This is a genomic window from Streptomyces sp. CNP082, assembly GCF_059570535.1.
The window spans coordinates 221,366-246,618 of the sequence record NZ_JCANSZ010000005.1; the positions used below are offsets into that span (position 1 = coordinate 221,366).

At 74.3% G+C, this 25,253-nt stretch carries 23 protein-coding genes; 14 read left to right on the forward strand and 9 right to left on the reverse strand.

Annotated features, from left to right (window positions below; all coding sequences use genetic code 11):
- Positions 1 to 35: 35 nt before the first annotated feature.
- Positions 36 to 1,214 (forward strand): glycosyltransferase family 4 protein, encoded by a 1,179-nt coding sequence (locus tag B124_RS06650; RefSeq protein ID WP_496501728.1) that lies wholly within the window; start codon positions 36 to 38, stop codon positions 1,212 to 1,214.
- A gap of 93 nt (positions 1,215 to 1,307) precedes the next feature.
- On the opposite strand, the gene B124_RS06655 is transcribed toward B124_RS06650, so the two are convergent.
- Positions 1,308 to 3,152, reverse strand: a complete 1,845-nt coding sequence (locus B124_RS06655; RefSeq protein WP_496501729.1) for an AMP-dependent synthetase/ligase — start codon at positions 3,150 to 3,152, stop codon at positions 1,308 to 1,310.
- A 118-nt stretch (positions 3,153 to 3,270) separates the two neighbouring features.
- Between B124_RS06655 and B124_RS06660 the strand changes: the two genes are divergently transcribed.
- From B124_RS06660 to B124_RS06685, 6 genes are all read left to right on the forward strand, one after another.
- Entirely contained in the window at positions 3,271 to 4,032 is a 762-nt protein-coding gene (locus B124_RS06660) for a metallophosphoesterase family protein (protein WP_496501730.1), read from the forward strand.
- 61 nt (positions 4,033 to 4,093) lie between these two features.
- Positions 4,094 to 4,564 (forward strand): SRPBCC family protein, encoded by a 471-nt coding sequence (locus B124_RS06665; RefSeq protein ID WP_496501731.1) that lies wholly within the window; start codon positions 4,094 to 4,096, stop codon positions 4,562 to 4,564.
- Between the two features lie 9 nt (positions 4,565 to 4,573).
- A complete protein-coding gene (locus B124_RS06670; RefSeq protein ID WP_496501732.1) occupies positions 4,574 to 5,962 on the forward strand; it encodes an ArsA family ATPase in 1,389 nt (462 codons plus the stop codon).
- Positions 5,963 to 6,472: 510 nt separating this feature from the next.
- A complete protein-coding gene (locus B124_RS06675; protein WP_496501733.1) occupies positions 6,473 to 6,925 on the forward strand; it encodes a DUF5304 family protein in 453 nt (150 codons plus the stop codon).
- A gap of 73 nt (positions 6,926 to 6,998) precedes the next feature.
- Positions 6,999 to 7,940: an ROK family glucokinase gene (locus B124_RS06680; protein ID WP_496501734.1), complete on the forward strand. Its 942-nt coding sequence runs from the start codon at positions 6,999 to 7,001 to the stop codon at positions 7,938 to 7,940.
- Positions 7,941 to 8,115: 175 nt separating this feature from the next.
- Entirely contained in the window at positions 8,116 to 8,895 is a 780-nt protein-coding gene (locus tag B124_RS06685) for an endonuclease/exonuclease/phosphatase family protein (protein ID WP_496501735.1), read from the forward strand.
- Here B124_RS06685 and B124_RS06690 read toward each other — a convergent pair.
- The 4 genes from B124_RS06690 to B124_RS06705 form a co-directional block, all read right to left on the reverse strand.
- A complete protein-coding gene (locus tag B124_RS06690) occupies positions 8,879 to 9,925 on the reverse strand; it encodes a CU044_5270 family protein (RefSeq protein WP_496501736.1) in 1,047 nt (348 codons plus the stop codon). The two genes, B124_RS06685 and B124_RS06690, sit on opposite strands and share 17 nt — an antisense overlap.
- Positions 9,918 to 10,556 carry an RNA polymerase sigma factor gene (locus B124_RS06695; protein WP_496501737.1) on the reverse strand — a complete coding sequence of 213 codons (639 nt, stop codon included), beginning with the start codon at positions 10,554 to 10,556 and terminating at the stop codon, positions 9,918 to 9,920. The genes B124_RS06690 and B124_RS06695 overlap by 8 nt, the downstream gene beginning before the upstream one ends.
- A gap of 119 nt (positions 10,557 to 10,675) precedes the next feature.
- Positions 10,676 to 11,332, reverse strand: a complete 657-nt coding sequence (locus B124_RS06700; RefSeq protein WP_496501738.1) for a hypothetical protein — start codon at positions 11,330 to 11,332, stop codon at positions 10,676 to 10,678.
- The gene (locus B124_RS06705) at positions 11,319 to 12,116 is read right to left on the reverse strand and encodes an alpha/beta hydrolase (RefSeq protein WP_496501739.1); all 798 of its coding nucleotides are present in this window, start codon (positions 12,114 to 12,116) and stop codon (positions 11,319 to 11,321) included. Before B124_RS06705 ends, B124_RS06700 begins: the two co-directional genes overlap by 14 nt.
- A 211-nt stretch (positions 12,117 to 12,327) precedes the next feature.
- On the opposite strand from B124_RS06705, the gene B124_RS06710 reads away from it, so the two are divergent.
- From B124_RS06710 to B124_RS06725, 4 genes are all read left to right on the forward strand, one after another.
- On the forward strand, positions 12,328 to 13,161 hold the full coding sequence (locus B124_RS06710; RefSeq protein ID WP_496501740.1) for a lysophospholipid acyltransferase family protein: 834 nt from the start codon (positions 12,328 to 12,330) through the stop codon (positions 13,159 to 13,161).
- Positions 13,162 to 13,193: 32 nt separating this feature from the next.
- On the forward strand, positions 13,194 to 14,465 hold the full coding sequence (gene macS / locus B124_RS06715; RefSeq protein ID WP_496501741.1) for a MacS family sensor histidine kinase: 1,272 nt from the start codon (positions 13,194 to 13,196) through the stop codon (positions 14,463 to 14,465).
- 493 nt (positions 14,466 to 14,958) lie between these two features.
- Positions 14,959 to 15,603 carry a response regulator gene (locus B124_RS06720; RefSeq protein WP_496501794.1) on the forward strand — a complete coding sequence of 215 codons (645 nt, stop codon included), beginning with the start codon at positions 14,959 to 14,961 and terminating at the stop codon, positions 15,601 to 15,603.
- Between the two features lie 167 nt (positions 15,604 to 15,770).
- Positions 15,771 to 16,799, forward strand: a complete 1,029-nt coding sequence (locus B124_RS06725) for a 6-phosphofructokinase (protein ID WP_496501742.1) — start codon at positions 15,771 to 15,773, stop codon at positions 16,797 to 16,799.
- A gap of 63 nt (positions 16,800 to 16,862) precedes the next feature.
- Here B124_RS06725 and B124_RS06730 read toward each other — a convergent pair whose 3' ends face one another.
- Entirely contained in the window at positions 16,863 to 18,932 is a 2,070-nt protein-coding gene (locus tag B124_RS06730; protein ID WP_496501743.1) for an anthranilate synthase family protein, read from the reverse strand.
- A gap of 259 nt (positions 18,933 to 19,191) precedes the next feature.
- Here B124_RS06730 and B124_RS06735 point away from each other — a divergent pair, with 259 nt between their 5' ends.
- Both B124_RS06735 and B124_RS06740 read left to right on the forward strand, forming a co-directional pair.
- On the forward strand, positions 19,192 to 20,553 hold the full coding sequence (locus B124_RS06735; protein WP_496501744.1) for a class II 3-deoxy-7-phosphoheptulonate synthase: 1,362 nt from the start codon (positions 19,192 to 19,194) through the stop codon (positions 20,551 to 20,553).
- 117 nt (positions 20,554 to 20,670) lie between these two features.
- Positions 20,671 to 20,958, forward strand: a complete 288-nt coding sequence (locus tag B124_RS06740; RefSeq protein ID WP_496501745.1) for a (2Fe-2S)-binding protein — start codon at positions 20,671 to 20,673, stop codon at positions 20,956 to 20,958.
- A 38-nt stretch (positions 20,959 to 20,996) separates the two neighbouring features.
- On the opposite strand, the gene bfr is transcribed toward B124_RS06740, so the two are convergent.
- Positions 20,997 to 21,473 (reverse strand): bacterioferritin, encoded by a 477-nt coding sequence (bfr, locus tag B124_RS06745; RefSeq protein ID WP_496501746.1) that lies wholly within the window; start codon positions 21,471 to 21,473, stop codon positions 20,997 to 20,999.
- A 158-nt stretch (positions 21,474 to 21,631) separates the two neighbouring features.
- Between bfr and B124_RS06750 the strand changes: the two genes are divergently transcribed.
- The gene (locus B124_RS06750) at positions 21,632 to 22,246 is read left to right on the forward strand and encodes a sulfite oxidase-like oxidoreductase (protein ID WP_496501747.1); all 615 of its coding nucleotides are present in this window, start codon (positions 21,632 to 21,634) and stop codon (positions 22,244 to 22,246) included.
- A gap of 6 nt (positions 22,247 to 22,252) precedes the next feature.
- Here the strand turns inward: B124_RS06750 and B124_RS06755 are convergent, their stop codons facing one another.
- Together B124_RS06755 and pknB are read right to left on the reverse strand one after the other, a co-directional pair.
- Positions 22,253 to 23,197: a deoxyribonuclease IV gene (locus tag B124_RS06755; protein ID WP_496501748.1), complete on the reverse strand. Its 945-nt coding sequence runs from the start codon at positions 23,195 to 23,197 to the stop codon at positions 22,253 to 22,255.
- 1 nt (position 23,198) lies between these two features.
- Positions 23,199 to 25,112 (reverse strand): Stk1 family PASTA domain-containing Ser/Thr kinase, encoded by a 1,914-nt coding sequence (gene pknB / locus B124_RS06760; protein WP_496501795.1) that lies wholly within the window; start codon positions 25,110 to 25,112, stop codon positions 23,199 to 23,201.
- Between the last annotated feature and the right edge of the window lie 141 nt (positions 25,113 to 25,253).

Genomic DNA, 25,253 nt, shown 5'->3' on the forward strand with positions numbered 1-25,253 from the left:
CCGCGGCGCTGCCGCCCCCGGTACTGTCGGCCGCGATGCACACGCCACCGACCCGCAAGCCGCCGCGCAAGACGCTCGTCGTCACCAACGACTTCCCGCCCCGCCCCGGCGGCATCCAGAACTTCCTGCACAGCATGTGCCTGCGGCTGGACCCGGACCAGGTCGTCGTCTACGCCTCCACGTGGAAGCGCGACGCCGAAGGCCGCGCCGCCACCCGGGACTTCGACGCCCGCCAGCCCTTCGAGGTGATCCGCGACCGCACCGCGATGCTGCTGCCCACCCCGCGCGTCACCCGCCGCGCGGCGGGGCTGCTGCGCGCGCACGGCTGCCGCTCGGTGTGGTTCGGCGCCGCGGCGCCGCTGGGGCTCATGGCGCCGGCGCTGCGCCGCGCGGGCGCCGAGCGGATCGTCGCGACCACGCACGGCCACGAGGCAGCCTGGGCCCAACTGCCCGTCGCCCGGCAACTGCTGCGCCGTATCGGCGAGTCGACGGACGCCCTCACGTACCTCGGCGGGTACACCCGCAACCGGATCGCCCGCGCGCTCAGCCCCGAGGCCGCCGCGCGCATGGCGTGGCTGCCGCCGGGCGTTGACGAGCAGGCGTTCCACCCGGGCTCGGGCGGCGACGCGGTACGCGCCCGCCTCGGGCTCGCGGACCGGCCGGTCGTCGTCTGCGTCTCCCGGCTCGTGCCGCGCAAGGGCCAGGACACCCTGATCCGCGCCATGCCCCGGATGCTGGCGGCGGAGCCGGACGCGGTGCTGCTGATCGTCGGCGGCGGCCCGTACCGCGGGGAGCTGGAGAAGCTGGCGGCGGCCACCGGCGTGGCCGGCTCCGTGCGCTTCACGGGCGCGGTGCCGTGGGAGGAACTGCCCGCGCACTACGGCGCGGGAGACGTGTTCGCCATGCCGTGCCGCACGCGGCGCGGCGGGCTCGACGTGGAGGGTCTTGGCATCGTCTACCTGGAGGCGTCGGCGACCGGCCTGCCGGTCGTCGCTGGCGACTCCGGCGGGGCCCCGGACGCGGTGCTGGACGGCGAGACCGGGTGGGTGGTGCGCGGCGGCGCCGAGCGGCAGGCGGCGCAGGCGGCGGAGCGCATCGTGACGCTGCTGGGCGACGCGGACCTGCGCGCGCGGACGGGTGCGCGCGGGCGCGCGTGGGTGGCGGAGCGGTGGCGCTGGGACCTGCTGGCGGAGCGGCTGACGTCGCTGCTGTAGAGGTGCGGGCGGGCGCGTACGGCACGGGCCGGTGCGGCGGCCGTACGCACCGGTCCACCGGCCCCGTACGAGCAGGCACCCGGTCCAGGCGTCCTACCGCTCGTACAGCGCGTCGATCTCCTGCGCGAAGTCCTTCGCCACCGCGCCGCGCTTCAGCTTCAGCGACGGCGTCAGATGCCCCGACTCCTCCGTGAACTGCCCCGGCAGGATCCGGAACCTGCGCACCGACTCCGCCCGCGACACCTGCGCGTTCCCGTCGTCCACCGCGAGCTGCACCGCCGCCCGCAGGTCCGCGTCCTCGCCCAGCTCCGCCGCCGTCCGGCCAGCCTTGCCGTTGTCCTTCGCCCACGTGGCGAGGAACTCCTCGTCCAGGGTGATCAGCGCACCGATGAACGGCCGGGCCTCACCGACGACCATGCACTCCGCCACCAGCGCGTGCGCCCGGATGCGGTCCTCCATCACCGCGGGCGCGACGTTCTTGCCGCCGGCGGTGACGATGATCTCCTTCTTCCGCCCGGTGATGGAGAGGTAGCCGTCGTCGTCCAGGCTCCCGAGGTCGCCGGTGCGGAACCACGGGCCGTCCAGCGCGGCGGCGGTGTTCTCGGCGTTGCCCCAGTACTGCTCGAAGACGTTGCCGCCGCGCACCAGCACCTCGCCGTCGTCGGCGATGCGGATGGTGCAGCCCGGCAGCGGCTGCCCGACGGTGCCGATCTTCTGGCGCTCCACCGGGTTGACGGTGATCGCGGCGGCGGTCTCCGTCAGGCCGTAGCCCTCCAGGACGGTGAAGCCGATGCCGCGGTAGAAGTGCCCGAGCCGCTCGCCCAGCGGGGCGCCGCCGGAGACCGCGTGCGTGGCCCGGCCGCCGAGGACGGCACGGAGCTTGGCGTAGACGAGCTTGTCGAAGAGCGCGTGCCGCAGCCGCAGCCCGAAGGCGGGGCCGCCGGTGTCCAGGGCGCGGCTGTACGCGATGGCGGTGTGGGCCGCCTTGTCGAAGACCTTCCCCTTGCCGCTGGACTGCGCCTTGGCGCGGGCGGAGTTGTAGACCTTCTCGAAGACGCGGGGGACGCCGAGCAGCAGCGTCGGCCGGAAGCCGGCCAGGTCGCCGGTGAGGTTCTGCACGTCCGGCACGTGCCCCAGCCTGATCGGGGCGACCATGGCGGCGATCTCCACCAGCCGGCCGAAGACGTGCGCGAGCGGGAGGAAGAGGAGGATGGAGCTCTCGCCGGGGCGGAACAGCGGGCGCAGTTGCTCCACGGCGTTGCCGCACTCGGCGAGGAAGCCGCCGTGGGTGATGACGCAGCCCTTGGGGCGGCCGGTGGTGCCGGAGGTGTAGACGATCGTCGCGGGGGAGTCGGCGCCGGCGGCGGAGCGGTGCTTCTCCAGGGTGGCGTCCGACACCTCGGCCCCGGCGGCGGTCAGCGCGGCGACGGCGCCCGGTGCGTCCGCCGCGGCGTCTGTCGCACCGTCTCCCGTGCCGTCTGCCGCGGCGTCGATCTGCCACACCTGCCGCAGCAGCGGCACCCGGCTCCGTACGGACTCCACAGCCGCGGTGTGCTCCGCGGTCTCCACCACGCACGCCACCGCGCCCGAGTCGCTCAGGATCCACTGGATCTGCTCCGGCGAGCTGGTCTCGTACACCGGGACGGTCACGCCGCCCGCGGTCCAGATCGCGAAGTCCAGCAGCGTCCACTCGTACCGCGTACGGGACATCAGCCCGACCCGGTCCCCGGGCCGCAGCCCGGCCGCGACCAGGCCCTTCGCCGCCGCCTCCACCTCCTTGAGGAAGTCCGCTGCGGACACGTCCTGCCAGTCGCCCGCCGGGCCCTTACGGGCGACGACGGCCAGGTCAGGGGTGCGCTCGGCGTTGGCGCGGATGAGGTCCGTCAGGTTGGCGTCCGCCCGGACCTCGTACAGGGCGGGAAGGGCGAACTCTCGCAAGACGCTGCTCCTCGACGTTCGGGTGGGGCACCTGCGACCCTATCTCCAGGGGGGCTCCCTGCGGCAGTGGCGCCCCTCACTCCTCAGGTGCCGCGCGGGCCGGAAGCAGGGTGATCGGATGAGGGTCCACGTGGTCAGCGACGTGCACGGCAACAGCGCTGACCTGGCCCGCGCGGGCGACGGCGCGGACGCGCTGGTCTGCCTCGGCGACCTCATCCTCTTCATCGACTACGCCGACCACTCGCGCGGCATCTTCCCCGACCTCTTCGGCGTCGCGAACACCACGCGCAGCGTGGAGCTGCGCACCGCCCGCAGGTTCGACGAGCACCGCGAGTTCGTGCGCTCGCTCTGGGCGGGCCTGGACAAGAGCGGGGAGATCGAGAAGGCGGTGCGCAAGCAGTACACCGAGCTGTTCGCGGCCTTCCCCACGCCGACGTACGCCACCTACGGCAACGTGGACATCCCGCGGCTGTGGCCCGAGTTCGCCCGCAAGTCCACCACCGTGCTCGACGGCGAGCGGGTGGAGATCGGCGGGCTGGTCTTCGGCTTCGTCGGCGGCGGACTCCAGACGCCGATGCGCACGCCGTACGAGATCGACGACGAGACGTACGCCGCGAAGGTCGCCGCCCTCGGCGACGTCGACGTGCTCTGCTCGCACATCCCGCCGCTCGTCCCCGACCTCTGCTACGACACGGTCGCGCGCCGCTTCGAGCGGGGCAGCGAGGCGCTGCTGGAGGCGGTGCACCGGGTGCGGCCCCGGTACGCGCTCTTCGGCCACGTCCACCAGCCGCTGGCCCGGCGGATGCGGATCGGGGCGACGGAGTGCGTGAACGTCGGCCACTTCGCGTCCCGGGGGAAGCCGTGGGTGCTGGAGTGGTGAACGGAGTGGTGAACCGGGCGCGGTAACCTTCAGCGCGGACGGTTGACGGAGGAGCCCAGGCATGGCAGAGCACACCAGGTCGAGCATCACCATCGACGCCGCGCCGGACGCGGTGATGACGGTGATCGCGGACTTCGACCGCTACCCGGAGTGGACCGGCGAGGTGCGGCGGACCGAGGTGCTCGAAGCGGACGGGCAGGGGCGCGCGGTGCGGGTGCTGCTGGTGCTGGACGCGAAGACGATCCGGGACGAACAGACGCTGGCGTACACCTGGGCGGGGCCGCACGAGGTGCGCTGGACGCTGGAGAAGTCGCAGATGCTGCGCGCGCTGGACGGCGCCTATCTGCTGCGGCCGGTCGAGGGCGGGAAGCGCACCGAGGTGACGTACGAGCTGACCGTCGACGTCAAGATCCCGATGCTGGGGATGATGAAGCGCAAGATGGAGAAGATCATCATCGAGCGGGCGCTGGACGGGCTGAAGCAGCGTGTCGAGAGCGTGCCGGGCGCGTCCGCAGACTCCGATACGGCCTGAGTGCCGCGCGTGCGCACGATCCTCGTCACCGGGGCCGCGGGCGTGGGCCGTACGACGGTCGCCGCGGCGACCGCGCTGCGGGCTGCCCGCGACGGCGCCCGGGTGCTGCTGCTGAGCGCGGACCCGGAGGCGGGCGGGCTGGTGACGGAGGTGCCGGAGCCGCAGATTCCGGAGCCGCGGCCGGGGGCGGAGCGGGCTCCCGGGCCCGGGGCCGGTGACGAGGCCGCGCACGCCTCAGGGGCCTCCGAGGACTCCGGGGACTTCGGGGACGACGCCGAGGACGTGCCGCCGTGGACGCAGCCGCTGTGGATCGAGGACGGGCTGTGGGCGGCGCGGCTGCGCGGGGCCGAGTCGTCGGTCGAGACGCTGGCGATCTGGCAGGAGCGCTACGCGGACACCCTGGACCTCCTCGGCGCGACACCGCTGGCGGCGGAGGAGCTGACCCCGCTCCCGGGGACCCGCGAGTTCGCGCTGCTGCGCGCGCTGGTGACGCTGTACGAGATGCCGGCGGGCACGGGCGCGGCTACGGGCACGGGCGGCGGCGGTGCGGCCGGGGGCTGGGAGCTGGCCGTCGTGGACCTGCCCGCGACCCGGGAGGCGCTGGGCGTGCTCGCGCTGCCGGAGCAGTTGGTGCGGTACCTGCGGCGGCTGCTGCCCCCCGAGCGGCAGGCCGCCCGGGGACTGCGACCGCTGCTCGGCCGGCTCCTCGGGGCGCCCGTGCCAACGGGCCGGGTGTACGAGGCCGCCGCCCGCTGGGAGCACCGGCTCCAGGCCGTGCGGGAGGCCGCGGAAGCCGCCGGGACCGAGGTGCGGCTCGTGCTGGAGCCCACCGCGCGCGGGGTCCGCGACCTGCGCCGCACCCGCGCCGCACTGGCGCTGCAGGGCTGCACGGTGGAGGCCGTCGTCGCCAACCGCGTCCTGCCCGCCGGCTCGGACGACGCCTGGTACGCGACGCTCGCCGAGCGGCAGCACCACGTGGTCAAGGAGCTGGCCGCCGAGCTGCGCGCCGACCTGCGTGCCGTAGGCGGCACGTTCTGCGCCCTGCCGCACCTGGGTGCCGAGCCGCACGGGCCGGTCGCCCTCGCCGCGCTGGCCGAGGCCGTGCCCCCGCCGGGGACGCGGGTACGGGCCCCTCTCGGAGACCCCGCCGGGGTGGACGACCTGCTCGCCGACGAGGGGGTGCTGCTGTACCGGCTGCCGCTGCCCGGCGCCGAGCGGGCCGACCTCACCCTCGTACGCCGCGGCGACGAACTCCTCGTCACCGTCGCCGGCCACCGGCGCGCGCTGCCCCTGCCCGCCGCCCTGCGCCGCTGCACCATCGACCGCGCCGGCCTCCACGACGGCGAACTGCACATCCGCTTCACCCCAGACCCCACCCTCTGGCCCACCCCCCACTGACCCTGCCCACCGCCGTTCCGTACGGGCCGCCCCGCACGCGGCCCTTCCCGCCCGGACCGCCGGTCCGTTGCCCCGCCGTCCCGCGCCGCCCGGGGCCGACTCCCCCACCCGCGCGCAGCCCCTGCTGCCCCGCCCGCCCGGGTACCACACCACCCCCGCCTCGCCCCGCCAGCCTGCGGCGTCTCCTGCCCCGCACCGCGGACCCGCGCCGCCCGGCGCCAGCCGCGTACCGCCAGCACCCGCACCGCCCCACCCGCCTGCACCGCCCCTTGCCGGTCCGCCCGGCCCGGGGCCGACTCCGCACCGCCTCTCCCGCGCGCGGCCCCTGCCGCCCCGTCCCGCCGGCCCGCGTACCCACACCACCCCCGGCACCACCCGTACCTCCCGCCCCACCCCGCCCCACGGGCGCCGGCTCCCGCCGCCCGCCCCGCACCGCTCCCTGCCCCGCCGTCCGCGAGGACAACCCGCACGGCAGTGAACGTGAAGTCCGCGTTCGGGTACCGTCGATGTATGAGTGATGCCATCGAGCGCCCTGAACCCGGTGCGGCCTCCACCGTCCCGGACCCGGACGCGTGGGCCCAGGCGTGCGCCGAGGACTTCGCTGCCGAACAGGCCCGGCGGCGCGCGGTCTACGGGCCCGAGCCCGTCAGCGCCGCCGAGGAGCTGCGCCGCTTCTTCGACTCCCTCTCCGACAAGGTCTCCGAGCTGCGCGCCCCCGGGGCGGCCAGCGGCACGGCCGCCGTCGCGCAGACGGCCGCGCAGCAGTTCGCGAAGCAGTTCCTCGCCTCCGTGAAGACCGTCGTCGAGCCCGTCGTAGAGCGCAATCCGCAGATCTTCGACCACCTCGCCACCGCCGGCACGGAGATCGCCGCCGCCTACCGCGCCGCAGTTCAGCGGCAGGAAGCCGACTGGTCGCGGGACGATGAACCACCCAGCAGTCCCAAGCAGATCGACCTCGACTGACGGCCGGGCGCCGCGGTGCCTCCGGTAATGTGAGGAGGCGCAGCGGGGCTCGAACCGAATAACCGAGGGAGACATGGGACTCACCATCGGCGTCGACATCGGCGGCACCAAAATTGCGGCCGGTGTGGTCGACGAAGAGGGCTCGATCATCCGAACGAGCACGGTACCGACCCCCGAAACACCCGAAGGCGTCGTGGACGCCATCTGCGCGGTCGTCCAGGAGGTCACGTCCGCCACTCCCGCCGAGGCCGTCGGCATAGGCGCCGCCGGGTACGTGGACGACAAGCGCGCCACCGTGCTCTTCGCCCCGAACGTCAACTGGCGCCACGAGGCGCTCAAGGACAAGGTAGAACAGCGCATCGGCCTGCCCGTCGTCGTCGAGAACGACGCCAACGCCGCCGCCTGGGGCGAATACCGCTTCGGCGCCGGCCAGGGCCACGACGACGTCGTCTGCATCACCCTGGGCACCGGCCTCGGCGGCGGCGTGATCATCGGCGGCCGGCTGCACCGCGGCCGGTTCGGTGTGGCCGCGGAGTTCGGTCACATACGCGTGGTCCCCGACGGGTTGCTGTGCGGCTGCGGCAGCCAGGGCTGCTGGGAGCAGTACGCCTCCGGCCGCGCCCTCGTGCGGTACGCGCGCCAGCGCGCCGCCGCCACCCCCGAGTCCGCCGGGATACTCCTGGCTCTCGGCGGGGGTACGCCCGAGGGCGTACAGGGACGGCACGTCAGCGAGGCGGCCCGGCAGGGCGACCCGGTGGCGGTCGACTCCTTCCGGGAGCTGGCCCGTTGGGCGGGGGCCGGGCTCGCGGACCTGGCGTCGCTCTTCGACCCGTCGGCGTTCATCGTCGGCGGCGGGGTGTCGGACGAGGGCGATCTCGTCCTCGACCCGATCCGCAAGTCGTTCCGCCGCCGGCTGGTGGGCAACCAGTGGCGCCCGCACGCGCAGGTGCTCGCCGCCCGGCTCGGCGGCCGGGCCGGGCTCGTCGGCGCGGCCGACCTGGCCCGCCAGGGCTGAGCCCCGGGGCCGCGTGACGGCCCGCGTGCCGGACGGTGCCCGCACCCGACGGCACGAGGGCCACGGCTTGGCGCGCTGCGGTCGCAGCCCCGGGGCGCGTCGACCGCGCGGCCCGGCCGCCCCGTCCCCGCCGCCTCGTCCCCGCCGCTGACCTTCCCCCGGTAGTCTCGGGCGCGTGCTGCTGCCCGATCTCCCCGCCTCGCGCACCGAGCCGGACGGCTCCGCCGTCGTCCGCGTACTCAGCTACAACATCCGCTCCATGCGCGACGACACCGCCGCCCTCGCCCGCGTGATCCGGGCCTGCGCCCCCGACGTGGTGTGCGTCCAGGAAGCCCCGCGCTTCTTCCGCTGGCACAAGAAGGCCGCGCGGCTCGCCCGTGCCACCGGCCTGCTGTACGCCACGGGCGGCGCCACCACCGCCGGACCCCTGCTCCTCGCCAGCCTGCGCGTGCACGTGGAGCGCACCGACGAGACGCTGCTGCCCCGCACCCCCGGCCTGCACCAGCGGGGTCTGGCGACGGCGGTGCTGCGCATCGGCGGGGCCCGGCTGGCGGTCGTCAGCACCCATCTGAGCCTGGCCGGCGCCGAGCGCTACGAGCAGGCCGGGCTGCTGCTCGCGCACGTGCGCGGGCTCGGCGAACCGCACGTCGTGGTCGCCGGGGACCTCAACGAACGCCCCAAGGGCCCCGCGTTCCGCCGGCTGACCGCCGAACTGCAGGACGGCTGGGCGGTGCAGCCCTGGGGCGGCCGGCACACCTCGACCGCGCGCGACCCGAAGAAGCGCATCGACGCCGTGCTCGCGACCCCGCCGGTCGAGGTGCTGGGCTGCGGCGTCCCGGCGGGCCTGCCGGGCGTCTCCCCGGCCGACCTCCGCGACGCCACCGACCACCTCCCGGTCCTGGCCGCGCTCCGTGTGCCCGCGGCCCCGGCCGGCCCGGCTAGGGGCGCCGCTTGACCTCGTCCACGACGGCGTAGGAGTCGAGGAACGACAGCTCCGTGTCCGTGGTGCTGCCGCGGCGCGTCTCGACCTGCCTGCGCAGCCCCAGGTACTCGTACGTGTCCGAGGCGAACAGCAGGTACAGGGGCCGGTCCACCGGAGGTTCGGTGTACGCGCGCTTGTACGTGACCGCCAGCGCCTCCCGGCCGCGGGCGTCCTCGGCCCCTCCCTCCACGACGAGCCCGGGAAACTCCGCCAGCGCCTCGAACGCCGCGGGCAGCAGGCCGTCGGTCAGCACGGAGACGTAGGAGAGCAGGCCGGCGAGGTACTCGTACACCGTCTGCCATTCAGAGCGCCCGAACTCCCCGGGCGGCATCCGTGCGAACTCCGTGCCCTGGAAGGGCGAGAGGAGGTACGGCAGTAGCGCGGCCGGCTCCGTGGGGATGCGGGTCAGCGCCCGCCAGTCCTGCGCAGGCCACGCCTCCTCGTGGCTCTCGTCGGTCTGTTCCCACCCGCCCCTGCCGCCTCTGGTCAGCCAGGAGGGCCGGGACGAGTCCGACGCCATCCAGTCCTCCCGCGTGAACGTCCGGGTCTTCCCGGTGCCGTCCGCGGTCGACCGGACGACGACCCGGGTGTACACGTACTGGCCGCGGCCCGGCTCCACGGGCAGCCGGGTGCGCTCCCGGCGCCGCTCCAGCCGCGCCGCCCGGCGCAGCAGCTCGCGCCCGGTCACGCCGGGGCGGGGGGTGTCGTCGCGGTCCAGCAGCACGAACGGGGTGCCGACGGCCGCCGCGGTGGCGCCGGCGGCGACGAGGGCCCGTACCGCCTTGCGGCGGGAGATTCCGTGCGCGCCCGGCTTCCGGGCCGGCCCTTCCGGCAGCCGCAGCCGGGAGCGGCGCGGTACGCCCGCGGGGTCGCGGTCCGTGGCCGGGGCGCCGGCACGCGCCTCCGCCAGCAGGCGCTCGCGGGCCGCCAGCCGGGCGGACTCGGGCAGCGGTCCCCGTCCCGTACCCGCGTCCCAGTCCCGCAGCAGCTTCAGCTCATCCATGTCCCTGCTCCTCCCGCGCGGTGTCCGCCTCGTCTACGCCGGTGTCCGCGGCGGCGCCGCCGGCCGCGCCCAGCTCCCTGCGTAACCGGCCACGTGCCCGGTGCAGCCGCGAGCGCACCGTGCCCACCGGCACGCCGAGCGCCTGCGCCACCTCCTCGTACGCCAGGTCCGCCCAGGCCACCAGCAGCAGCACGTCGCGCAGCGCGGGCGACAGCCGGCCCAGCGCGGTGGCCAGCTCGCGGCGCATCGCGTCGGCCGTCGCGCGGGCCGCGACGCGGTCGGCCAGCGGCTCGTCGGTCTCGGCCGGGGCCGGCAGCCGGGACAGGGCGCGGAAGCGGCGGGCCTCCGCGCGGCGGTGCCGGCTTACCAACTGGGTCGCGATGCCGAAGAGCCACGGGCGGACGTCGCCGCGGTCCGGGTCGAACCGGCCGCGCAGCCGGAAGGCGGTCGTGAACGTCTCCGCCATGATGTCGTCGGCCGCCTCGTCGCCGAGCCGGCGTGCCGCGTAGCGGTACACCGCGGTGGCGTGCCGGTCGAAGAGTGCGGCGAACGCCTCGGGTTGCGTATGGGACCGGGCGACGATCGACGCATCGCTCTCCGGTTCCGTGTACACGCCCGTACTGCCCCCCATCGAGCGCCTCCAGACTGAAGTGGGCACCGCCCGTTCCCGGGCCTTGCACCACTACTTCGCCGGGGCGCCCGAACGAGTTCCGTGCCGGGCCGCGTACCCCTGCGGTTAGGGTCTGTGCCCTAGACCACCGCGCCGCCGCCCGGCGGCTCGTCGTCGTCATCGCCGCCCGGGCGCATACGCGCGACGAGCGTGGCGAAGCCGCCGAGGAAGCCGCCGATGCCCAGCACCGAGGCCCACCAGGTCATGGGCTGCTGGAGGATGAGCATCAGCAGCAGGAGCAGCGGGCCGCCGAGGACCGCGATCCAGGCGAACCTGGTCGTCGTGTCCGCCTTCGGCAGCGGCGGCGGCTCGGGCGGGACGAAGTGGCCCTCGTCGGTCTCGTCGAGGTCGTCGTCCGACGCCTCCGCCGCGTCCCAGTCGCGCGGGCCCGTGCCCGCGGAGAAGACGATGAAGCTCGTGCCGGGGGTGTCGCCGCCCGTGGAGCCGCCTTCGGGGCTCCTGGTCGCGTTACCGCCGGCCGGGCCGTCCGCCTGCCCCGCGCTGCCGGGGTCCCGCGGATCGTCCGCCGGCTCTTCGTCACCGGCCGCCGTGCGCGCCGTCCGCTCGTGCGGCGGCTCCACGGACTCCTCGTCGAACGCCGCGACGATCTCCGCCCACGCGGCCTCCTCGTCCAGCGGCGCGCCGCCCGGTCCCGTCGGCTCCGCGTCCGCCGGCCCCGTCTCCGCGGGCCCGTCGCCCTGCTGCGGGTCCTCCCGGTCCGGGTTACGCTCCGCCACGAGCCCGGGCTCCCTTCCGCTGCTCGCCGTCCTCGGCCGGCGGGGTGAGCCGGTCGATGAAGTCGTCGGTGGCCGTGAAGATCCGTTCCGCGTCGTGGTCGAGCGTGGCGACGTGGTAGCTGTCCTCCAGCAGGGTTTCTGTGACGTCCCGTGAGGAGATCCGGCTGAGGATGCGGGCCGAGTCCACCGGCGAGACGACGTGGTCGACCCGGCTGTGCAGCATCAGCAGCGGCTGCGTCACCTGGGGCAGCTCGGCGTCGGTGCGGGCGAGGAGCTGCCGCAGCGAGTGGGCGGCGTGCAGGGGCACGCGGTCGTAACCGGTCTCCGCCACGCCCTCCTTGGCGATGTCGCCCACGACGCCGGGCGAGGTGCGCACCAGGAAGCGGGCGGCGGGCAGGGCCTTCGGCAGCAGGCCGTGCAGCTTGTTCAGCGGGTTGACGGCGACCACGCCGGCGACCGCGTCCCCGCGCCGGGCGGCCAGCCGCAGCACCAGCGTGCCGCCCATGGACAGCCCGCACAGGAAGACCCGCTCGCACTCGCCGGCCAGCTCGCTCAGCTCCCGGTCCACCGTCGCGTACCAGTCCTGCCAGCGGGTCACCTGCAGGTCCTGCCAGCGCGTGCCGTGCCCGGGCAGCAGCGGCATGGAGACCGTGAGGCCGCGGGCGGCGAGATGCTCGGCCCAGGGCCGTACGGACTGGGGCGAGCCGGTGAAACCGTGGCAGACCAGAACCCCGGTCCCGCCACCCGGCTGGCGGAACGGCTCGGCTCCGGGAAGGACCGGCATGGCGGGACTCCGATCGTGTCAGGCGGGCGGCGGATACGTGCCTGGCGCTGCCCTTGAGCGTACTGCCCCGTTCGGGCGGACGGCCCCCCGCGGACACCGTACGGGCGCCCCGCGCCGCCCGCCGGGCGGCCACAGATGGGGCGGGCCGCCCGGTTACCGCTCTTTGACCAGGAGCGCTAAGGTCGCACGAGCGGATCGCAGGAGGCCCCGGTTGTTCTACAGCGCGATGAAGATGTCTCTCGGCAACAGCCTGAGGCTCGTCTTCCGTCCCTGGGTGGAAGGCATGGAGAACGTGCCGGAGACCGGTGCCGCGATCCTCGCGAGCAACCATCTGTCGTTCTCCGACTCGTTCTTCCTGCCCTCCATGCTGCACCGGAAGGTCACCTTCATCGCGAAGGCGGAGTACTTCACCACCCCGGGCGTCAAGGGCCGGCTGACCGCGGCGTTCTTCAAGGGTGTCGGGCAACTGCCCGTCGACCGCTCCGGCAGCCGCGGCGCCGGCGAGGCGGCGATCAAGAGCGGCCTGGAGGTGCTGGAGCGCGGCGAGCTGTTCGGCATCTACCCCGAGGGCACGCGCTCGCCCGACGGCCGCCTGTACCGCGGCAAGCCCGGCGGCCTCGGCCGGCTGGCGCTGCTCAGCGGGGCGCCGGTGCTGCCGGTGGCGATGATCGACACGGAGAAGATCCAGCCGCCGGGGCAGGTGATGCCGAAGATCATGCGGCCGGGGATCCGGATCGGCAAGCCGCTGGACTTCACGCGCTACCAGGGCATGGAGCACGACAGGTTCATCCTGCGTTCGGTGACCGACGAGGTCATGTACGAGATCATGAAGCTCTCCGGCCAGGAGTACGTGGACGAGTACGCGACGGCGGCCAAGCGGCGGATGGCGGACGCGGCCAAGCGCCGCAAGGCGGAGGAGAAAGCCGAGAAGGCCGAGGCCGAGCAGGCTGAGAAGGCGGAGCAGGCAGCGAGATCCGAGCAGGCGGAGAAGTCCGGGAAGGCCGGCGGCGGCTCCGGTGCCGGCGGGCGGCAGGACGCCGCCTAGCGCGGCGTACGCGCGGGAGGGGACTCGGGGCGATGGCCGGGCAGAGCAAGCGGCGGATGTCGGTGGAGCAGCCCCTGTGGCAGGCGCTGACCTACTTCCGGGTGCTGACCCTCGCGTACGCGGTGGCGCAGTTCGCGCTCCGCTACGACGACGTCGCCCGCCCGGCGCTCGGCTGGGCGTACTTCGCGGTCCTCGCCCTGTGGACGCTGGCCACCTTCCGCCGGGTCTCGTCCGCGGAGCGCTGCACGGACCGGTTCCTCGCGGCCGACGTCACGCTCACGCTGACCGGCATCCTGCTGACGATCCCGGTGGAGACGCCGGAGCGCATCGACGACGGCGCGACCACGCTGCCGTCGATCTACGCGGCCGGCTCGGTGCTGGGCTTCGCGGTCAAGGGCGGCTGGCGCTGGGGCGCGGCGTCGGCGGCGGCGGTCGGGCTGTCGAACATCGTGCAGCGCGGCGAGGCGGTGCAGGACAACATCCACAACATCGTGCTGCTGACGGTCGCGGCGACGGCGATCGGCTACATCGTGGAAGTCGCGCGGACCAGTGAGCGGACGCTGGCCCGCGCGCTGCAGATCGAGGCGGCGACGCGGGAGCGGGAGCGGCTGGCGCGCGACATCCACGACGGCGTGCTGCAGGTGCTGGCGCTCGTCCAGCGCCGCGGGGCGGCGATCGGCGGCGAGGCGAAGGAGCTGGGCCGGCTGGCGGGCGAGCAGGAGGCGGCGCTGCGCACGCTGGTGATGGGGGCGCGGCTGCCGGCGCAGCGGACGGCGGCGCCGGCGGAACGTTTGGCCGGGGCCGGGGCCGGGGCCGAGCCCCGGGCCGGCGCCGGGGGGACGGAACCGGACGGCGAGGCGGCGGAGGGCGACGCCTCCCTGCGGCTGCTCCTGCTCGCGCTGAGCGGACCGGGCGTCTCGGTCGCGGAGCCGGGCACGCCGGTGGCGCTGCCGGCGCACGCGGCCCGGGAGGTGGCGGCGGCGGTGAGCGCGGCGCTCGACAACGTACGCGCGCACGTAGGCCCGGACGCGCAGGCGTGGGTGCTGCTGGAGGAGGAGCCGGACGGCACGGTGGTGGTGACCGTACGGGACGACGGGCCCGGCATCCCCCAGGGCCGGCTGGCGGCGGCGGAGGCGGAGGGCCGCCTGGGCGTCGCCCAGTCCATCCGCGGCCGGCTGCGGGACCTGGGCGGCACCGCCGAGTGGGTCTCGACGCCGGGCCAGGGCACGGAGGTCGAACTGCGCCTCCCCCCGACGGCCCCCTCAGCCCCGTCCCGCGGCCGGTCGGCCCGCACGAGGCCGTGACGGCGGCCGGCGTCCCGCTGGGAAGCCGCGGCGGAAGACTCCACGTCGGTGGTGCGGCCCGCGTCCGCGCCCACCATCGCGGCGCCGTGCCGCGCTCGGCAGCCCCGACGAGGTCGCCGACGCGGCCGTCTTCCTCTGCCCGGACGCGTCGTCCTTCGTCACCGGCGCCACCCCGCCGGCATGGTCCCGTTCCGCCTGCCCGCGCAGCCCTCCCGCCTGCGAGCGGTTCCCGGCCCGGCCGCTGACCACCCCGGCGAAGAGGGCGCCGCGAGCCTGCTGGACTCCCTGGCGCCGGCCGGGGTGCGCCGTCTGCCGTGCTCTCGTGCGGCGGCCCGTCGCCCCGTACACCTGTACGGCTCCCGCCAGGGGTGATACGTCTCGAAACGAACCGCATGCGCCACCATGGTCCCGGGCATGATCCGTCCGTCAGCGGCAGGGAACGGGGAGGGAAGGAGTCGAGGTGGTCGCGGAAGGCAGGAGTCAGGTCAAGGTGATGGTCGTCGACGACCACCCCATGTGGCGCGACGCCGTGGCCCGGGACCTTCAGGCCGCCGGCTTCGCCGTGGTGGCCACCGCCGGGGACGGGCCGCAGGCGGTGCGGCGGGCGCGCGCCGCCGGTCCCGACGTGCTCGTGCTCGACCTCAACCTGCCCGGTCTGCCCGGGGTGCAGGTGTGCCAGGAGGTCGTCGGTGCCCAGCCCGGCGTACGGGTGCTCGTGCTTTCCGCCAGCGGCGAGCACGCCGACGTGCTCGAAGCCGTCAAGTCCGGCGCCACCGGCTACCTCGTGAAGTCCGCCAGCACCGAGGAGTTGATCGACGCCGTCCACCGGACCGCCCAGGGCGACCCGGTGTTCACGCCCGGCCTCGCCGGCCTCGTGCTCGGCGAGTACCGCCGGCTGGCCGGCGAGCCCGCCGCCGAGGACGACGACGAGCCCGAGGTGCCCAAGCTCACCGACCGCGAGACCGAAGTGCTGCGCCTGGTCGCCAAGGGGCTCTCGTACAAGCAGATCGCCGAACGCCTCGTCATCTCCCACCGCACCGTCCAGAACCACGTGCAGAACACCCTCGGCAAGCTCCAGCTCCACAACCGTGTCGAACTCGTCCGCTACGCCATCGAGCGCGGTCTCGACGACGACTGAAGCCGGCCGAGGCGCTTCTCCCTTACCTCCCCGGTCCCTCCTGCGGGTGAAGTCCGCCGCCCGATTGACAGGTTGGTGCGTGAATCCCGCTCGCCCCGTGTCGTGTGAGGTGGATCACCGTTAGCGTTGCCGCAGCGGGGTCACGACCGTCAGAAGGGAAACCTGTGATGCGGGTAGGAGTACTGACCGGTGGCGGTGACTGCCCCGGGCTCAACGCGGTCATCCGGGCCGTCGTCCGCAAGGGCGTCCAGGAGTTCGGGTACGAGTTCACCGGCTTCCGGGACGGCTGGCGCGGGCCGCTGGAGGCCGACACCGTCACCCTGGACATCCCCGCCGTCCGCGGCATCCTGCCGCGCGGCGGAACGATCCTCGGGTCGTCACGCACCAACCCCCTCAAGGTCGAGGGGGGCATCAAGCGCATCAAGGAGAACATGGCGAAGCTGGAGGTGGACTCGCTCATCGCCATCGGCGGCGAGGACACCCTCGGCGTCGCCCAGCGGCTCGCCGACGATTACAGCATCAAGGTCGTCGGCGTGCCGAAGACCATCGACAACGACCTGTCCGCCACCGACTACACCTTCGGCTTCGACACCGCGGTCAACATCGCGACCGAGGCCATCGACCGGCTGCACACCACGGCCGAGTCCCACATGCGCGTCCTCGTCGTCGAGGTGATGGGACGGCACGCCGGCTGGATCGCCCTGCACTCCGGGCTCGCCGGCGGCGCGAACGTGATCCTCATCCCCGAGCAGCGCTTCGACGTCGACAAGGTCTGCGGCTGGGTGACCTCCCGCTTCAAGGCCAGTTACGCGCCCATCGTGTGCGTGGCGGAGGGCGCGATGCCCAAGGACGGCGACATGGTGCTCAAGGACGAGTCCCTGGACGCCTTCGGGCACGTCCGGCTGTCGGGCGTCGGCGAGTGGCTGGCCAAGGAGATCGAGCGGCGTACGGGCAAGGAGGCCCGTACGACGGTCCTGGGGCACGTGCAGCGCGGCGGTACGCCCAGCGCGTACGACCGCTGGCTCGCCAGCCGCTTCGGGCTGCACGCGATCCAGGCGGTGCACGAGGAGGACTGGGGCAAGATGGTCGCCCTGCAGGGCACCGACGTGGTGCGCGTGCCGCTCGCCGCCGCCACCGCGCGGATCAAGACCGTCGACCCGGAGCTGTACGAGGAGGTCGGCGTCTTCTTCGGCTGACCGCCGGGCCGGCCGGTGCCCGGGGTGGCGGCCCGCTCGGTCCGCCACCCCGGTACCGCCCCCTCAGCCCCGTACCAGCACCGCCGCCAGCAACTGCCGCACCAGCCGGTCGCCGTCCAGCGTCAGCACCGACTCCGGATGGAACTGCACCCCGGCGAAGCCGGGCCCGCGCAGCGCGTGCACGTCGCCGCTGCGCGGGTCGCGGCTCAGCTCGACGCCGTGCGCCGCCGCCAGCGCCGCCGCGGCGGCGGAGTCGCAGCGGGCGGTGTACGTGCTGTAGAAGCCGACCGTCTCCGGCCGGCCGAAGAAGTCGATCTCCTCCTGCGCCCCCTGGTCCGGCACGTCCTTGCGTACCAGCGGCAACCCCAGCTCGGCGGCGAGGAGTTCGTGGCCCAGGCAGACGCCGAGCAGGCCGTGCCGGTGGCCGTGCAGCAGCTCGCCGGCCAGTGCGCGCAGGAAGCGCATCTTGGGGTCCGCGGTGTCCGCGGGATCTCCCGGCCCCGGGCCGAGCACGACCGGGCCCTCGTGCGCCAGCGCAGCGTCCCGTACGCCGGGCGCGTCGAAGCGGCGTACGTCCACCTCCGCGCCCGACGCGCGCAGCACGTGGGCGAGCATCGCGGTGAACGTGTCCTCGCCGTCGACCACCAGCACCCGCCCGGGCGGCACCCCGGCCGCCGCCGGATCCGGTTCCTGCACCCGCTGCATGCGCAGCCAGAACGGCGACAGGTGCGTCCTGCGGGCCGCCAGCGCCGCCTGCACCTCCGCATCCGCCGCGAAGCGCGCCGCCCCGCCCCCCGGCGTCCGCCCCGCCGGCCGCGGGGGCGCGGGGCGTACGCCGAGCGCGGCGAGCACCCCGGCGGCCTTGGCGTGGGTCTCGGCGACCTCGTCGGCCGGGCGGGAGCCGCGGACCAGCGTGGCGCCGACGGGGACCCGCAGCAGGCCGTCCGCGCCGATGTCGGCGGTGCGGATGAGGATGGGGGAGTCCAGGGTCTGCGCGCCCCCGGCGTCGCGGCCGAGGAGGGCGAGCGCGCCCGCGTAGTAGCCCCGCCCGGCCCCGTCCCGCCCGGGGGGCTCGTAGCGCTCGATGACGCGGCAGGCGTTCTGCACGGGGGAGCCGGTCACCGTCGCGGCGAACATCGTCTCGCGCAGCACGTCGCGCGCGTCGAGCGCGGTGCGCCCGCGCAGCTCGTACTCGGTGTGCGCCAGGTGCGCCATCTCCTTCAGCCGCGGCCCGACGACCACGCCGCCCTCCCGGGCGACGGTGCACATCATCTTCAGCTCCTCGTCGACGACCATGGAGAGCTCCTCGATCTCCTTGGTGTCGTGCAGGAACGCCAGCAGCCCGGCCCGGTCGGGGCCGCCGGGCGGGTAGCGGTACGTGCCGCTGATGGGGTTCATCACGACGGTGCCGCCGGTCATCCGCACGTGCACCTCGGGGCTGGCGCCGACCAGGGTGCGCACCCCCGGGCGGTGCACGGCGAAGGTCCAGTACGCGCCCTGCTCGCCGGCCAGCAGCCGGCGGAAGAGTGCGAGCGCGTCGGCGGCGCCGAAGCCGTCGATCCGGCCCTCGTAGGTGCGCCGGATGACGAAGTTGGCGCCCTCACCGGTGCCGATCTCGTCGGCGAGGACACGGCCGACGATGCCGGCGTACTCCTCGTCCGGCACGTCGAAGCCGCCGCCGGTGACCCGGACGGGGTGGGCGGGCAGGGCGTCGAGCAGCGCGGCGGCGGGCAGTTCGTGGACTTCGTCGGGGACCAGGACGGCGAGCGGGGTGCCGTCGTCGCGGACGTCGAAGCCCCGCTCGCGGATCTGCCGGTACGGCACGAGCGCGAGCGCACCGGCGGCGCCGGGCGCCTTGCTGTCGGGGACGTCCGCGAGCCGTTCCACCTCGTGGACGGCGCCGAGGAGGATCTCGACGGGGGCATCGGGGCGGCCGGGGGTGCGGCGGTGGAGCACGGCGAACGGCGGGGCGCCGTCGGCCAGCAGCCTGCTCACCAGGGCGGCGGCGTCCGGGGCGGGCTGCGCGCCGGGCGCCGGTGGTCGTTCCGCGGAGCGTCCGACGCTGTTCTGCGGCTGGTCGTGGGGCTGGTCATGCGGCCGGTTCCGGGGCTGTGACCCGGGGTGATCGTGCATGAGCGGTCCTTCCTGCGACGGAGGGACCGCCCCCGGACACGCCGAAGGCCGCCCCTCGGGCGGCCTTCGCGGAGTCTTCGTGGGTACGCGAGATCAGGTGGCCGCCGATGAGACGGGCCACCACCAGGTGCGGGTGTCGAGCGCGTACATGGTCCAGACCCTAACCTGACCGCACCGTGTCCCGCAGCTCTCTGTCTGCTGTGTCTCACCTGTCGGTCACCGGCCGGGGCATCGCGGGCGAACCCGTAATCTTGGACCCGTGACTGTCAACGCCGAACCCGCCACGAGCGCCGCCGGTAGCACACAGAGCTGGCGCGACCTGCCCGCGGCGCAGCAGCCGGACTGGCCGGACCCCGCGGCTCTGCGCGATGTGACCGCCGAGCTGCAGTCCTATCCGCCGCTGGTCTTCGCCGGCGAGTGCGACCAACTGCGTGACCAACTGGGCGCGGTCGCCCGGGGCGAGGCTTTCCTGCTCCAGGGCGGTGACTGCGCGGAGGCGTTCGACGCGGTCTCGGCCGAGCACATCAGGAACAAGCTGAAGACGCTGCTGCAGATGAGCGCCGTGCTCACGTACGCCGCGTCCGTCCCGGTCGTCAAGGTCGGCCGGATCGCCGGGCAGTACTCCAAGCCCCGCTCCAAGCCGACCGAGACCCGCGACGGCCTCACCCTGCCCGTCTACCGGGGCGACTCCGTCAACGGCTTCGAGTTCACCCCCGAGTCCCGCACGCCGGACCCGCAGCGGCTGAAGCGGATGTACCACGCCTCGGCGGCCACGCTGAACCTGGTGCGCGCCTTCACCACCGGCGGCTACGCCCACCTGCGCCAGGTGCACGCCTGGAACCAGGACTTCGTCCGCTCCTCGCCCTCCGGCCAGCGGTACGAGGCGCTGGCCCGCGAGATCGACCGGGCGATGAGCTTCATGCACGCCTGCGGTGTGGACCCGGAGGAGTTCAAGACCGTCGAGTTCTTCTCCTCGCACGAGGCGCTGATCCTCGACTACGAGTCGGCCCTGACCCGCACGGACTCGCGCACCGGCAAGCTGTACGACGTCTCCGGCCACATGGTCTGGATCGGCGAGCGCACCCGGCAGCTCGACCACGCGCACATCGAGTTCGCCTCGCAGATCAGCAACCCCATCGGGGTCAAGCTGGGCCCGGCGACCACGCCGGAGGATGCCCTGGCGCTGATCGACCGCCTCGACCCGGAGCGGATCCCGGGCCGGCTGACGTTCGTCACCCGGATGGGCGCCGACAAGGTACGCGACCGGCTGCCCGAGCTGGTGGAGAAGGTCACGGCCTCCGGCGCCCGGGTGGCGTGGGTGTCCGACCCGATGCACGGCAACACCTTCGAGGCCGCCTCCGGCCACAAGACGCGCCGCTTCGACGACGTGCTGGACGAGGTCAAGGGCTTCTTCGAGGTCCACAAGGCGCTCGGCACCCACCCCGGCGGCATCCACGTGGAGCTGACCGGCGACGACGTGACCGAGTGCGTGGGCGGCGGGGACGAGATCTTCGTCGACGATCTGCACCAGCGCTACGAGACGGCCTGCGACCCGCGGCTCAACCGCAGCCAGTCGCTCGACCTGGCGTTCCTGGTCGCCGAGATGTACCGGGACCAGTGAGCGCGCCCGCCCGCCGCGTACCGGCGTAACGCAGGTCACGGCGGGGCGGGTCTTTCACGGCACCCCCGGGGCCGGGTAAGGTTAGGGTTACCTAATCATCCCGATCCGGGGGTTTCTGTGTTCGTGTGCTCGTGCTTCGGCATCACCGAGGAGCAGGTGCGCGAGCACGCCTCGGCCGGGCGCTGCACCCCCCGCCAGATCGCGTCGGACTGCAAGGCGGGCACGGACTGCGGCTCGTGCGTACGCCGGATCCAGGCGCTGCTCGGCCGCGGCGCGGGCTGCGCGCGCCGCGAGCTGCTTGAGGCGCGGCAGCCGGCCGGCGGGGGCCCGGCGGCCGCGCAGGCCGCACAGGCCGCCGAGGCGGCGGCCGGCGCGAACGCCCCGCTGGTGCGCGAGGCCGCCTGACTCCCAGGCCGTCCGGCTCCGGTCCGTACCCGGAGTGATCAGTCCGGCTGTTCGATCTGCTGCGCGATGTACAGCGCCTCGCCGAGCTTCTCGATCAGGTCGAGCTGGGTGTCGAGGTAGTCGATGTGGTGCTCCTCGTCCTTCAGGATCTCCTCGAAGAGCCGGGCGGACGTGATGTCGCTCTTGGCCCGCATCAGCTCGATCCCGCGGCGCAGCCGGTCGATCGCCTCCACCTCGATCTGCCGGTCGGCCTGGAACATCTCGGTGACCGTCTGCCCGACCCGGACGTGGAACAGGCGCTGGTAGTTCGGCAGCCCCTCCAGCAGCAGAATGCGGTCCGTCAGCAGCTCCGCGTGCCTCATCTCGTCGAACGACTCGGACCGGGTGTACTTCGCCAGCTTCGTCCAGCCGAAGTTCTCCTGCGTCTTCGCGTGCAGGAAGTACTGGTTGATCGCCGTCAGCTCGGCTGTGAGCTGCTCGTTCAGGAATTCCAGCACCTCGGGGTCGCCCTGCATAGCCGGGGCTCCTCTCCGCGTGGGTCGGGCAGGTCAGGGCGCATCCTCGCACCACGAGCCCGAATGATCCAGTAAGTGCAGGCTTATCCGGCTTGCCCATATCCGGGGTGGGCCGCCCCCGGTCATGACCATGCGCAAGCGTCTGCCACCATGGGGTCATGGGTCAGTCGGAGCGCCACGAGGGGGACCTGCCTCCTGGCCAGCGGCTGCAGCGCGGCTGGCCCGTGACGCACTACGGCCCGGTGCCGCGGTTCAAGCCCGACCGCTGGGAGCTCCAGATCTTCGGGGCCACCGCGGACGGCGCGAAGCGGTCCCTCACACACGACGAGTTCACCGCCCTGCCGTACGCGACCCAGGTCGGCGATCTGCACTGCGTGACGAAGTTCAGCATGCTCGGCGCCGAGTGGGGCGGGGTGCGGGCCCGTACGCTCCTGGCCCTCGCGCCGCCCGCGCCCGAGGTCACGCACGTGATGGTGTGGGCGGAGTACGGCTTCAGCTCCAACCTGCGGCTGGCCGACTTCGCCGACGAGCGGACGATCTTCGCCACCCACAAGGACGGCGAGCCGCTGACCGCCGAGCACGGCTTCCCGGTACGGCTCGTCGTGCCGCACCTGTACGCCTGGAAGGGCCCGAAGTGGGTGCGGGGCGTGGAGTACATGACCGCCGACCGCCGGGGCTTCTGGGAGGAGCGCGGCTACCACAACGTCGGCGACCCGTGGCGCGAGCAGCGCTACTCGTACCAGGAGGAGCCGGGCGACGGGCCCGATCTCTAGACCGTTCTACGGTGCCGAGGGCTCTCTCAGCTCCTTCAGCAGCGCGATGTCCGCCGCCGCCTTGGGCCCCTCCGGGCCGCCGCCGGGGGTCTCGATGATCAGCGGTACGCCGTCCATCGCCGGATGCCGGATCAGCTCGCGGAACGGCTCGGCGCCGATCTGCCCCGCGCCGATGTTCTCGTGCCGGTCCAGGCGCGAGCCGGCCGCGGCCTTGGAGTCGTTCGCGTGCACCAGCCGCAGCCGTCCCGGGCCCGCCACGTCAAGCAGCTCGTCGAGCACCTGCTTCGCGCCGCCGGCCGCCGCCAGGTCGTGGCCCGCGGCGAAGGCGTGGCAGGTGTCGAGGCAGACGCCGAGCCGCGGGTGCCGGTCCAGCAGGTCCAGATAGGCGCCCAGCTCCGGCAGCCGGGAGCAGAGCGAGAAGCCCTGCCCCGCGGTCGGCTCCAGCAGCAGGTCCGGCGCCCCCGGCTCGCCGGGGGCGCCGGGGTCGTCGCCCAGCTCGTCGAGGAGCGGCAGGGTCAGCTCCCGCACCTGCGCGAGCGCGGTCTCCCGGGGCCGCCCGCCGGTCGCCGAGCCGGTGTGCACGACGACGCCGCGGGCGCCGATCGCCCGGCCGCGGCGCAGCGAGTGCCGCAGCGAGGCGACAGAGTTCTCCGCGGTCGCCGGGGTGTGCGAGCCGAGGTTGATCAGGTACGGGGCGTGCACGTACACCGGGATGCCGTCCTCGGCGCAGCGGCGGCGGAACTCCTCGTCCTGCGCCGGGTCGCCGGGCGGCGTGGCCCAGCCGCGGGCGTTGGCGACGAAGACCTGGACGGTCTCCGCCCCGATCCGGCGGGCGTGCGCCAGGCCCTTCGCGGCCAGCCCGCCGGCGACCGGCACATGGCTGCCGACGGGGTTGCGGGTGCGGGGTCCTGGCCGGTCGGAGGGGGGTGCGGGGCGCGTACCGGAGGACACGTCACCGCACCCAGAGGGTGATCTCGCTGCCGCGCGGGGCGTCGTCCCCGCCGCCCGGGGACTGCCGCCAGACGGTGTCGCCGAAGAAGAGCTGGTTCACGTCCACGCTGAAGCCGGCGTCCTCCAGCTCCTGCTCGGCGTCGTCCACGTTCATGTCGACCACGTCCGGGACCTCCAGCAGCTCGGGGCCCCTGGAGATGGTCAGCGTGACCTTGTCGCCCTCGGCCAGCTCCGCGCCCGGCTCCGGCGACATCTCCGCGACCGTGCCGGCGTCCTCCTCCGAGTACACCGTCCCCTCGGCGATCTCGACCGTCAGGCCCTCCTCGCGCAGCTCCTCCTCGGCGTCGGCCTGGTCGTCGCCGACGACGTCCGGCACCTCGACGGGCGCGCCGCGGCTGACGACCATCGCCACCGCCCGGCCGGCCTTGATCTTCTCGCCGTCCTCGGGGTCGGTGCTGATCACGCGGCCGGCGGGCAGCTCCTCGCTGAACGCCTCCTGGGTCACGCCCGGCTTCAGCCCGGCGTCGCGCAGTTGGTCCCTGGCCTCGTCGAGCGGGACCGCGTACAGGTTGGGGATCTCGACGATCTCCGGGCCCTTGGAGAGCACGAGCGTCACCGAGTCGCCCTGGCGGATGCGGCTGCCGCCCTCGGGGTCGGTACGGATGACGAGGCCGGCCTTCACGGTGTCGCTGAAGTCCTCCGTGACGTCCGCGTCCAGGTCCTCGCCTGAGAGCATGCTCCGCGCCTCGGCCTCGGTCTTGCCGAGCACGAACGGCACCTTGGTGAACTGCCCGGAGTTGATGTACCAGACGCCCCCGCCGACGCCCAGCACGAGCACCGCCGCCAGCAGTGCCAGCAGCCCGATCCGGGGTTTGGGGCGGCCCGGCTGCGCCGGGGCGCCCGGCGCCGGCGGGGCGGGCGGCGGCACGGCGGTGTCCGCCGGTCCCGCGGCGGAGACGTCCAGCACGCTGGTCACGTTCAGCCGCTCCTGCGCCGGGCCGCCCGCCGGGGCCGGCACCACGGCGGTACGGTCCTCGGAGCCGGTCCGCTCCTCGGCGACGGCCTGCGGCGGCATCGCGTCCAGCTCCGCGTCGGTCAGTTGCGCACGGGCGCCGCGTACGGCGGAGAGCAGCTCCACGGCGTCCGCGGGGCGTGCGTCGCGGCTGCGCGCGGCGGCGGTGGCGACCAGGCCGTCCAACTGCGCGGGCAGCCCCGGGACGACGGCGGACGGCGCCTCGACGTCTTCGTGCAGGTGCTGGTAGAGCACGTGGGCGGCGTGCTCGCCGGCGTGCGGCTTGGCGCCGGTGAGCATCTCGTAGAGCATCACGCCGCAGGCGTACACGTCGACCCGGGGGTCGGCGGCGCCGCGCTCGATCTGCTCGGGCGCCAGATACGACACGCTGCCGAGCACGGTGCCGGTGGAGGCAGTGGTGTTGGTGTTCACGGCGCGGACGAGCCCGAAGTCGGCGACCTTGACGCGGCCGTCGTCGCCGATGAGGACGTTCTCCGGCTTCATGTCGCGGTGGACGAAACCGGCCCGGTGCGCGGCGCCGAGCGCGGCGAGCACGGGCTCCAGGATGTCCAGCGCGGCCCGCGGCTGCAGCGCGCCGCGGTCGTTCAGCATGTCGCGCAGGGTGCAGCCGGGGACGTACTCCATGGCCAGGAAGACGTGCGGGCCGTCGGTGCCCTGGTCGTAGACGCCCACGACGTTCGGGTGGGCGAGCCCGGCGACCGACTTGGCCTCCAGGATGAACCGCTGGACGAAGGAGGCGTCGGCGGCGAGCGAGGGGTGCATGACCTTGACGGCGAGCACCCGGTCGAGCCGGGTGTCCAGCGCCCGGTAGACCGTGGCCATGCCGCCGGCGGCGATGCGGGCGTCGACGCGGTAGCGCCCGTCGAGCAACTGCCCGACCATGGGGTCTCCCCACCCTCCCGGCGGATGGGGGGACGGGTCCAGAGTCGTGTCCACGCAGCGCAGTCTACGAGGTGAGGGACGCGTTCCCGTCACCGTTGTGCTGCAGTACGTTCCCATTGGTGTGCCGATGCGGCCGGCGGC

Excerpts from the sequence above, each read along its gene's own strand:
- B124_RS06665 (WP_496501731.1), top strand. The coding sequence starts at position 4,094 with ATGGCAGAGCACACCAGGTCGAGCATCACCATCGACGCCGCGCCGGAC.
- B124_RS06695 (WP_496501737.1), bottom strand. The coding sequence starts at position 10,556 with ATGGGGGGCAGTACGGGCGTGTACACGGAACCGGAGAGCGATGCGTCG.
- B124_RS06725 (WP_496501742.1), top strand. The coding sequence starts at position 15,771 with ATGCGGGTAGGAGTACTGACCGGTGGCGGTGACTGCCCCGGGCTCAAC.
- B124_RS06650 (WP_496501728.1), top strand. The coding sequence starts at position 36 with ATGCACACGCCACCGACCCGCAAGCCGCCGCGCAAGACGCTCGTCGTC.
- B124_RS06750 (WP_496501747.1), top strand. The coding sequence starts at position 21,632 with ATGGGTCAGTCGGAGCGCCACGAGGGGGACCTGCCTCCTGGCCAGCGG.
- pknB (WP_496501795.1), bottom strand. The coding sequence starts at position 25,112 with ATGGTCGGGCAGTTGCTCGACGGGCGCTACCGCGTCGACGCCCGCATC.
- B124_RS06720 (WP_496501794.1), top strand. The coding sequence starts at position 14,959 with ATGGTCGTCGACGACCACCCCATGTGGCGCGACGCCGTGGCCCGGGAC.
- B124_RS06660 (WP_496501730.1), top strand. The coding sequence starts at position 3,271 with ATGAGGGTCCACGTGGTCAGCGACGTGCACGGCAACAGCGCTGACCTG.
- macS (WP_496501741.1), top strand. The coding sequence starts at position 13,194 with ATGGCCGGGCAGAGCAAGCGGCGGATGTCGGTGGAGCAGCCCCTGTGG.
- B124_RS06705 (WP_496501739.1), bottom strand. The coding sequence starts at position 12,116 with ATGCCGGTCCTTCCCGGAGCCGAGCCGTTCCGCCAGCCGGGTGGCGGG.
- bfr (WP_496501746.1), bottom strand. The coding sequence starts at position 21,473 with ATGCAGGGCGACCCCGAGGTGCTGGAATTCCTGAACGAGCAGCTCACA.
- B124_RS06680 (WP_496501734.1), top strand. The coding sequence starts at position 6,999 with ATGGGACTCACCATCGGCGTCGACATCGGCGGCACCAAAATTGCGGCC.
- B124_RS06690 (WP_496501736.1), bottom strand. The coding sequence starts at position 9,925 with ATGGATGAGCTGAAGCTGCTGCGGGACTGGGACGCGGGTACGGGACGG.
- B124_RS06675 (WP_496501733.1), top strand. The coding sequence starts at position 6,473 with ATGAGTGATGCCATCGAGCGCCCTGAACCCGGTGCGGCCTCCACCGTC.
- B124_RS06730 (WP_496501743.1), bottom strand. The coding sequence starts at position 18,932 with ATGCACGATCACCCCGGGTCACAGCCCCGGAACCGGCCGCATGACCAG.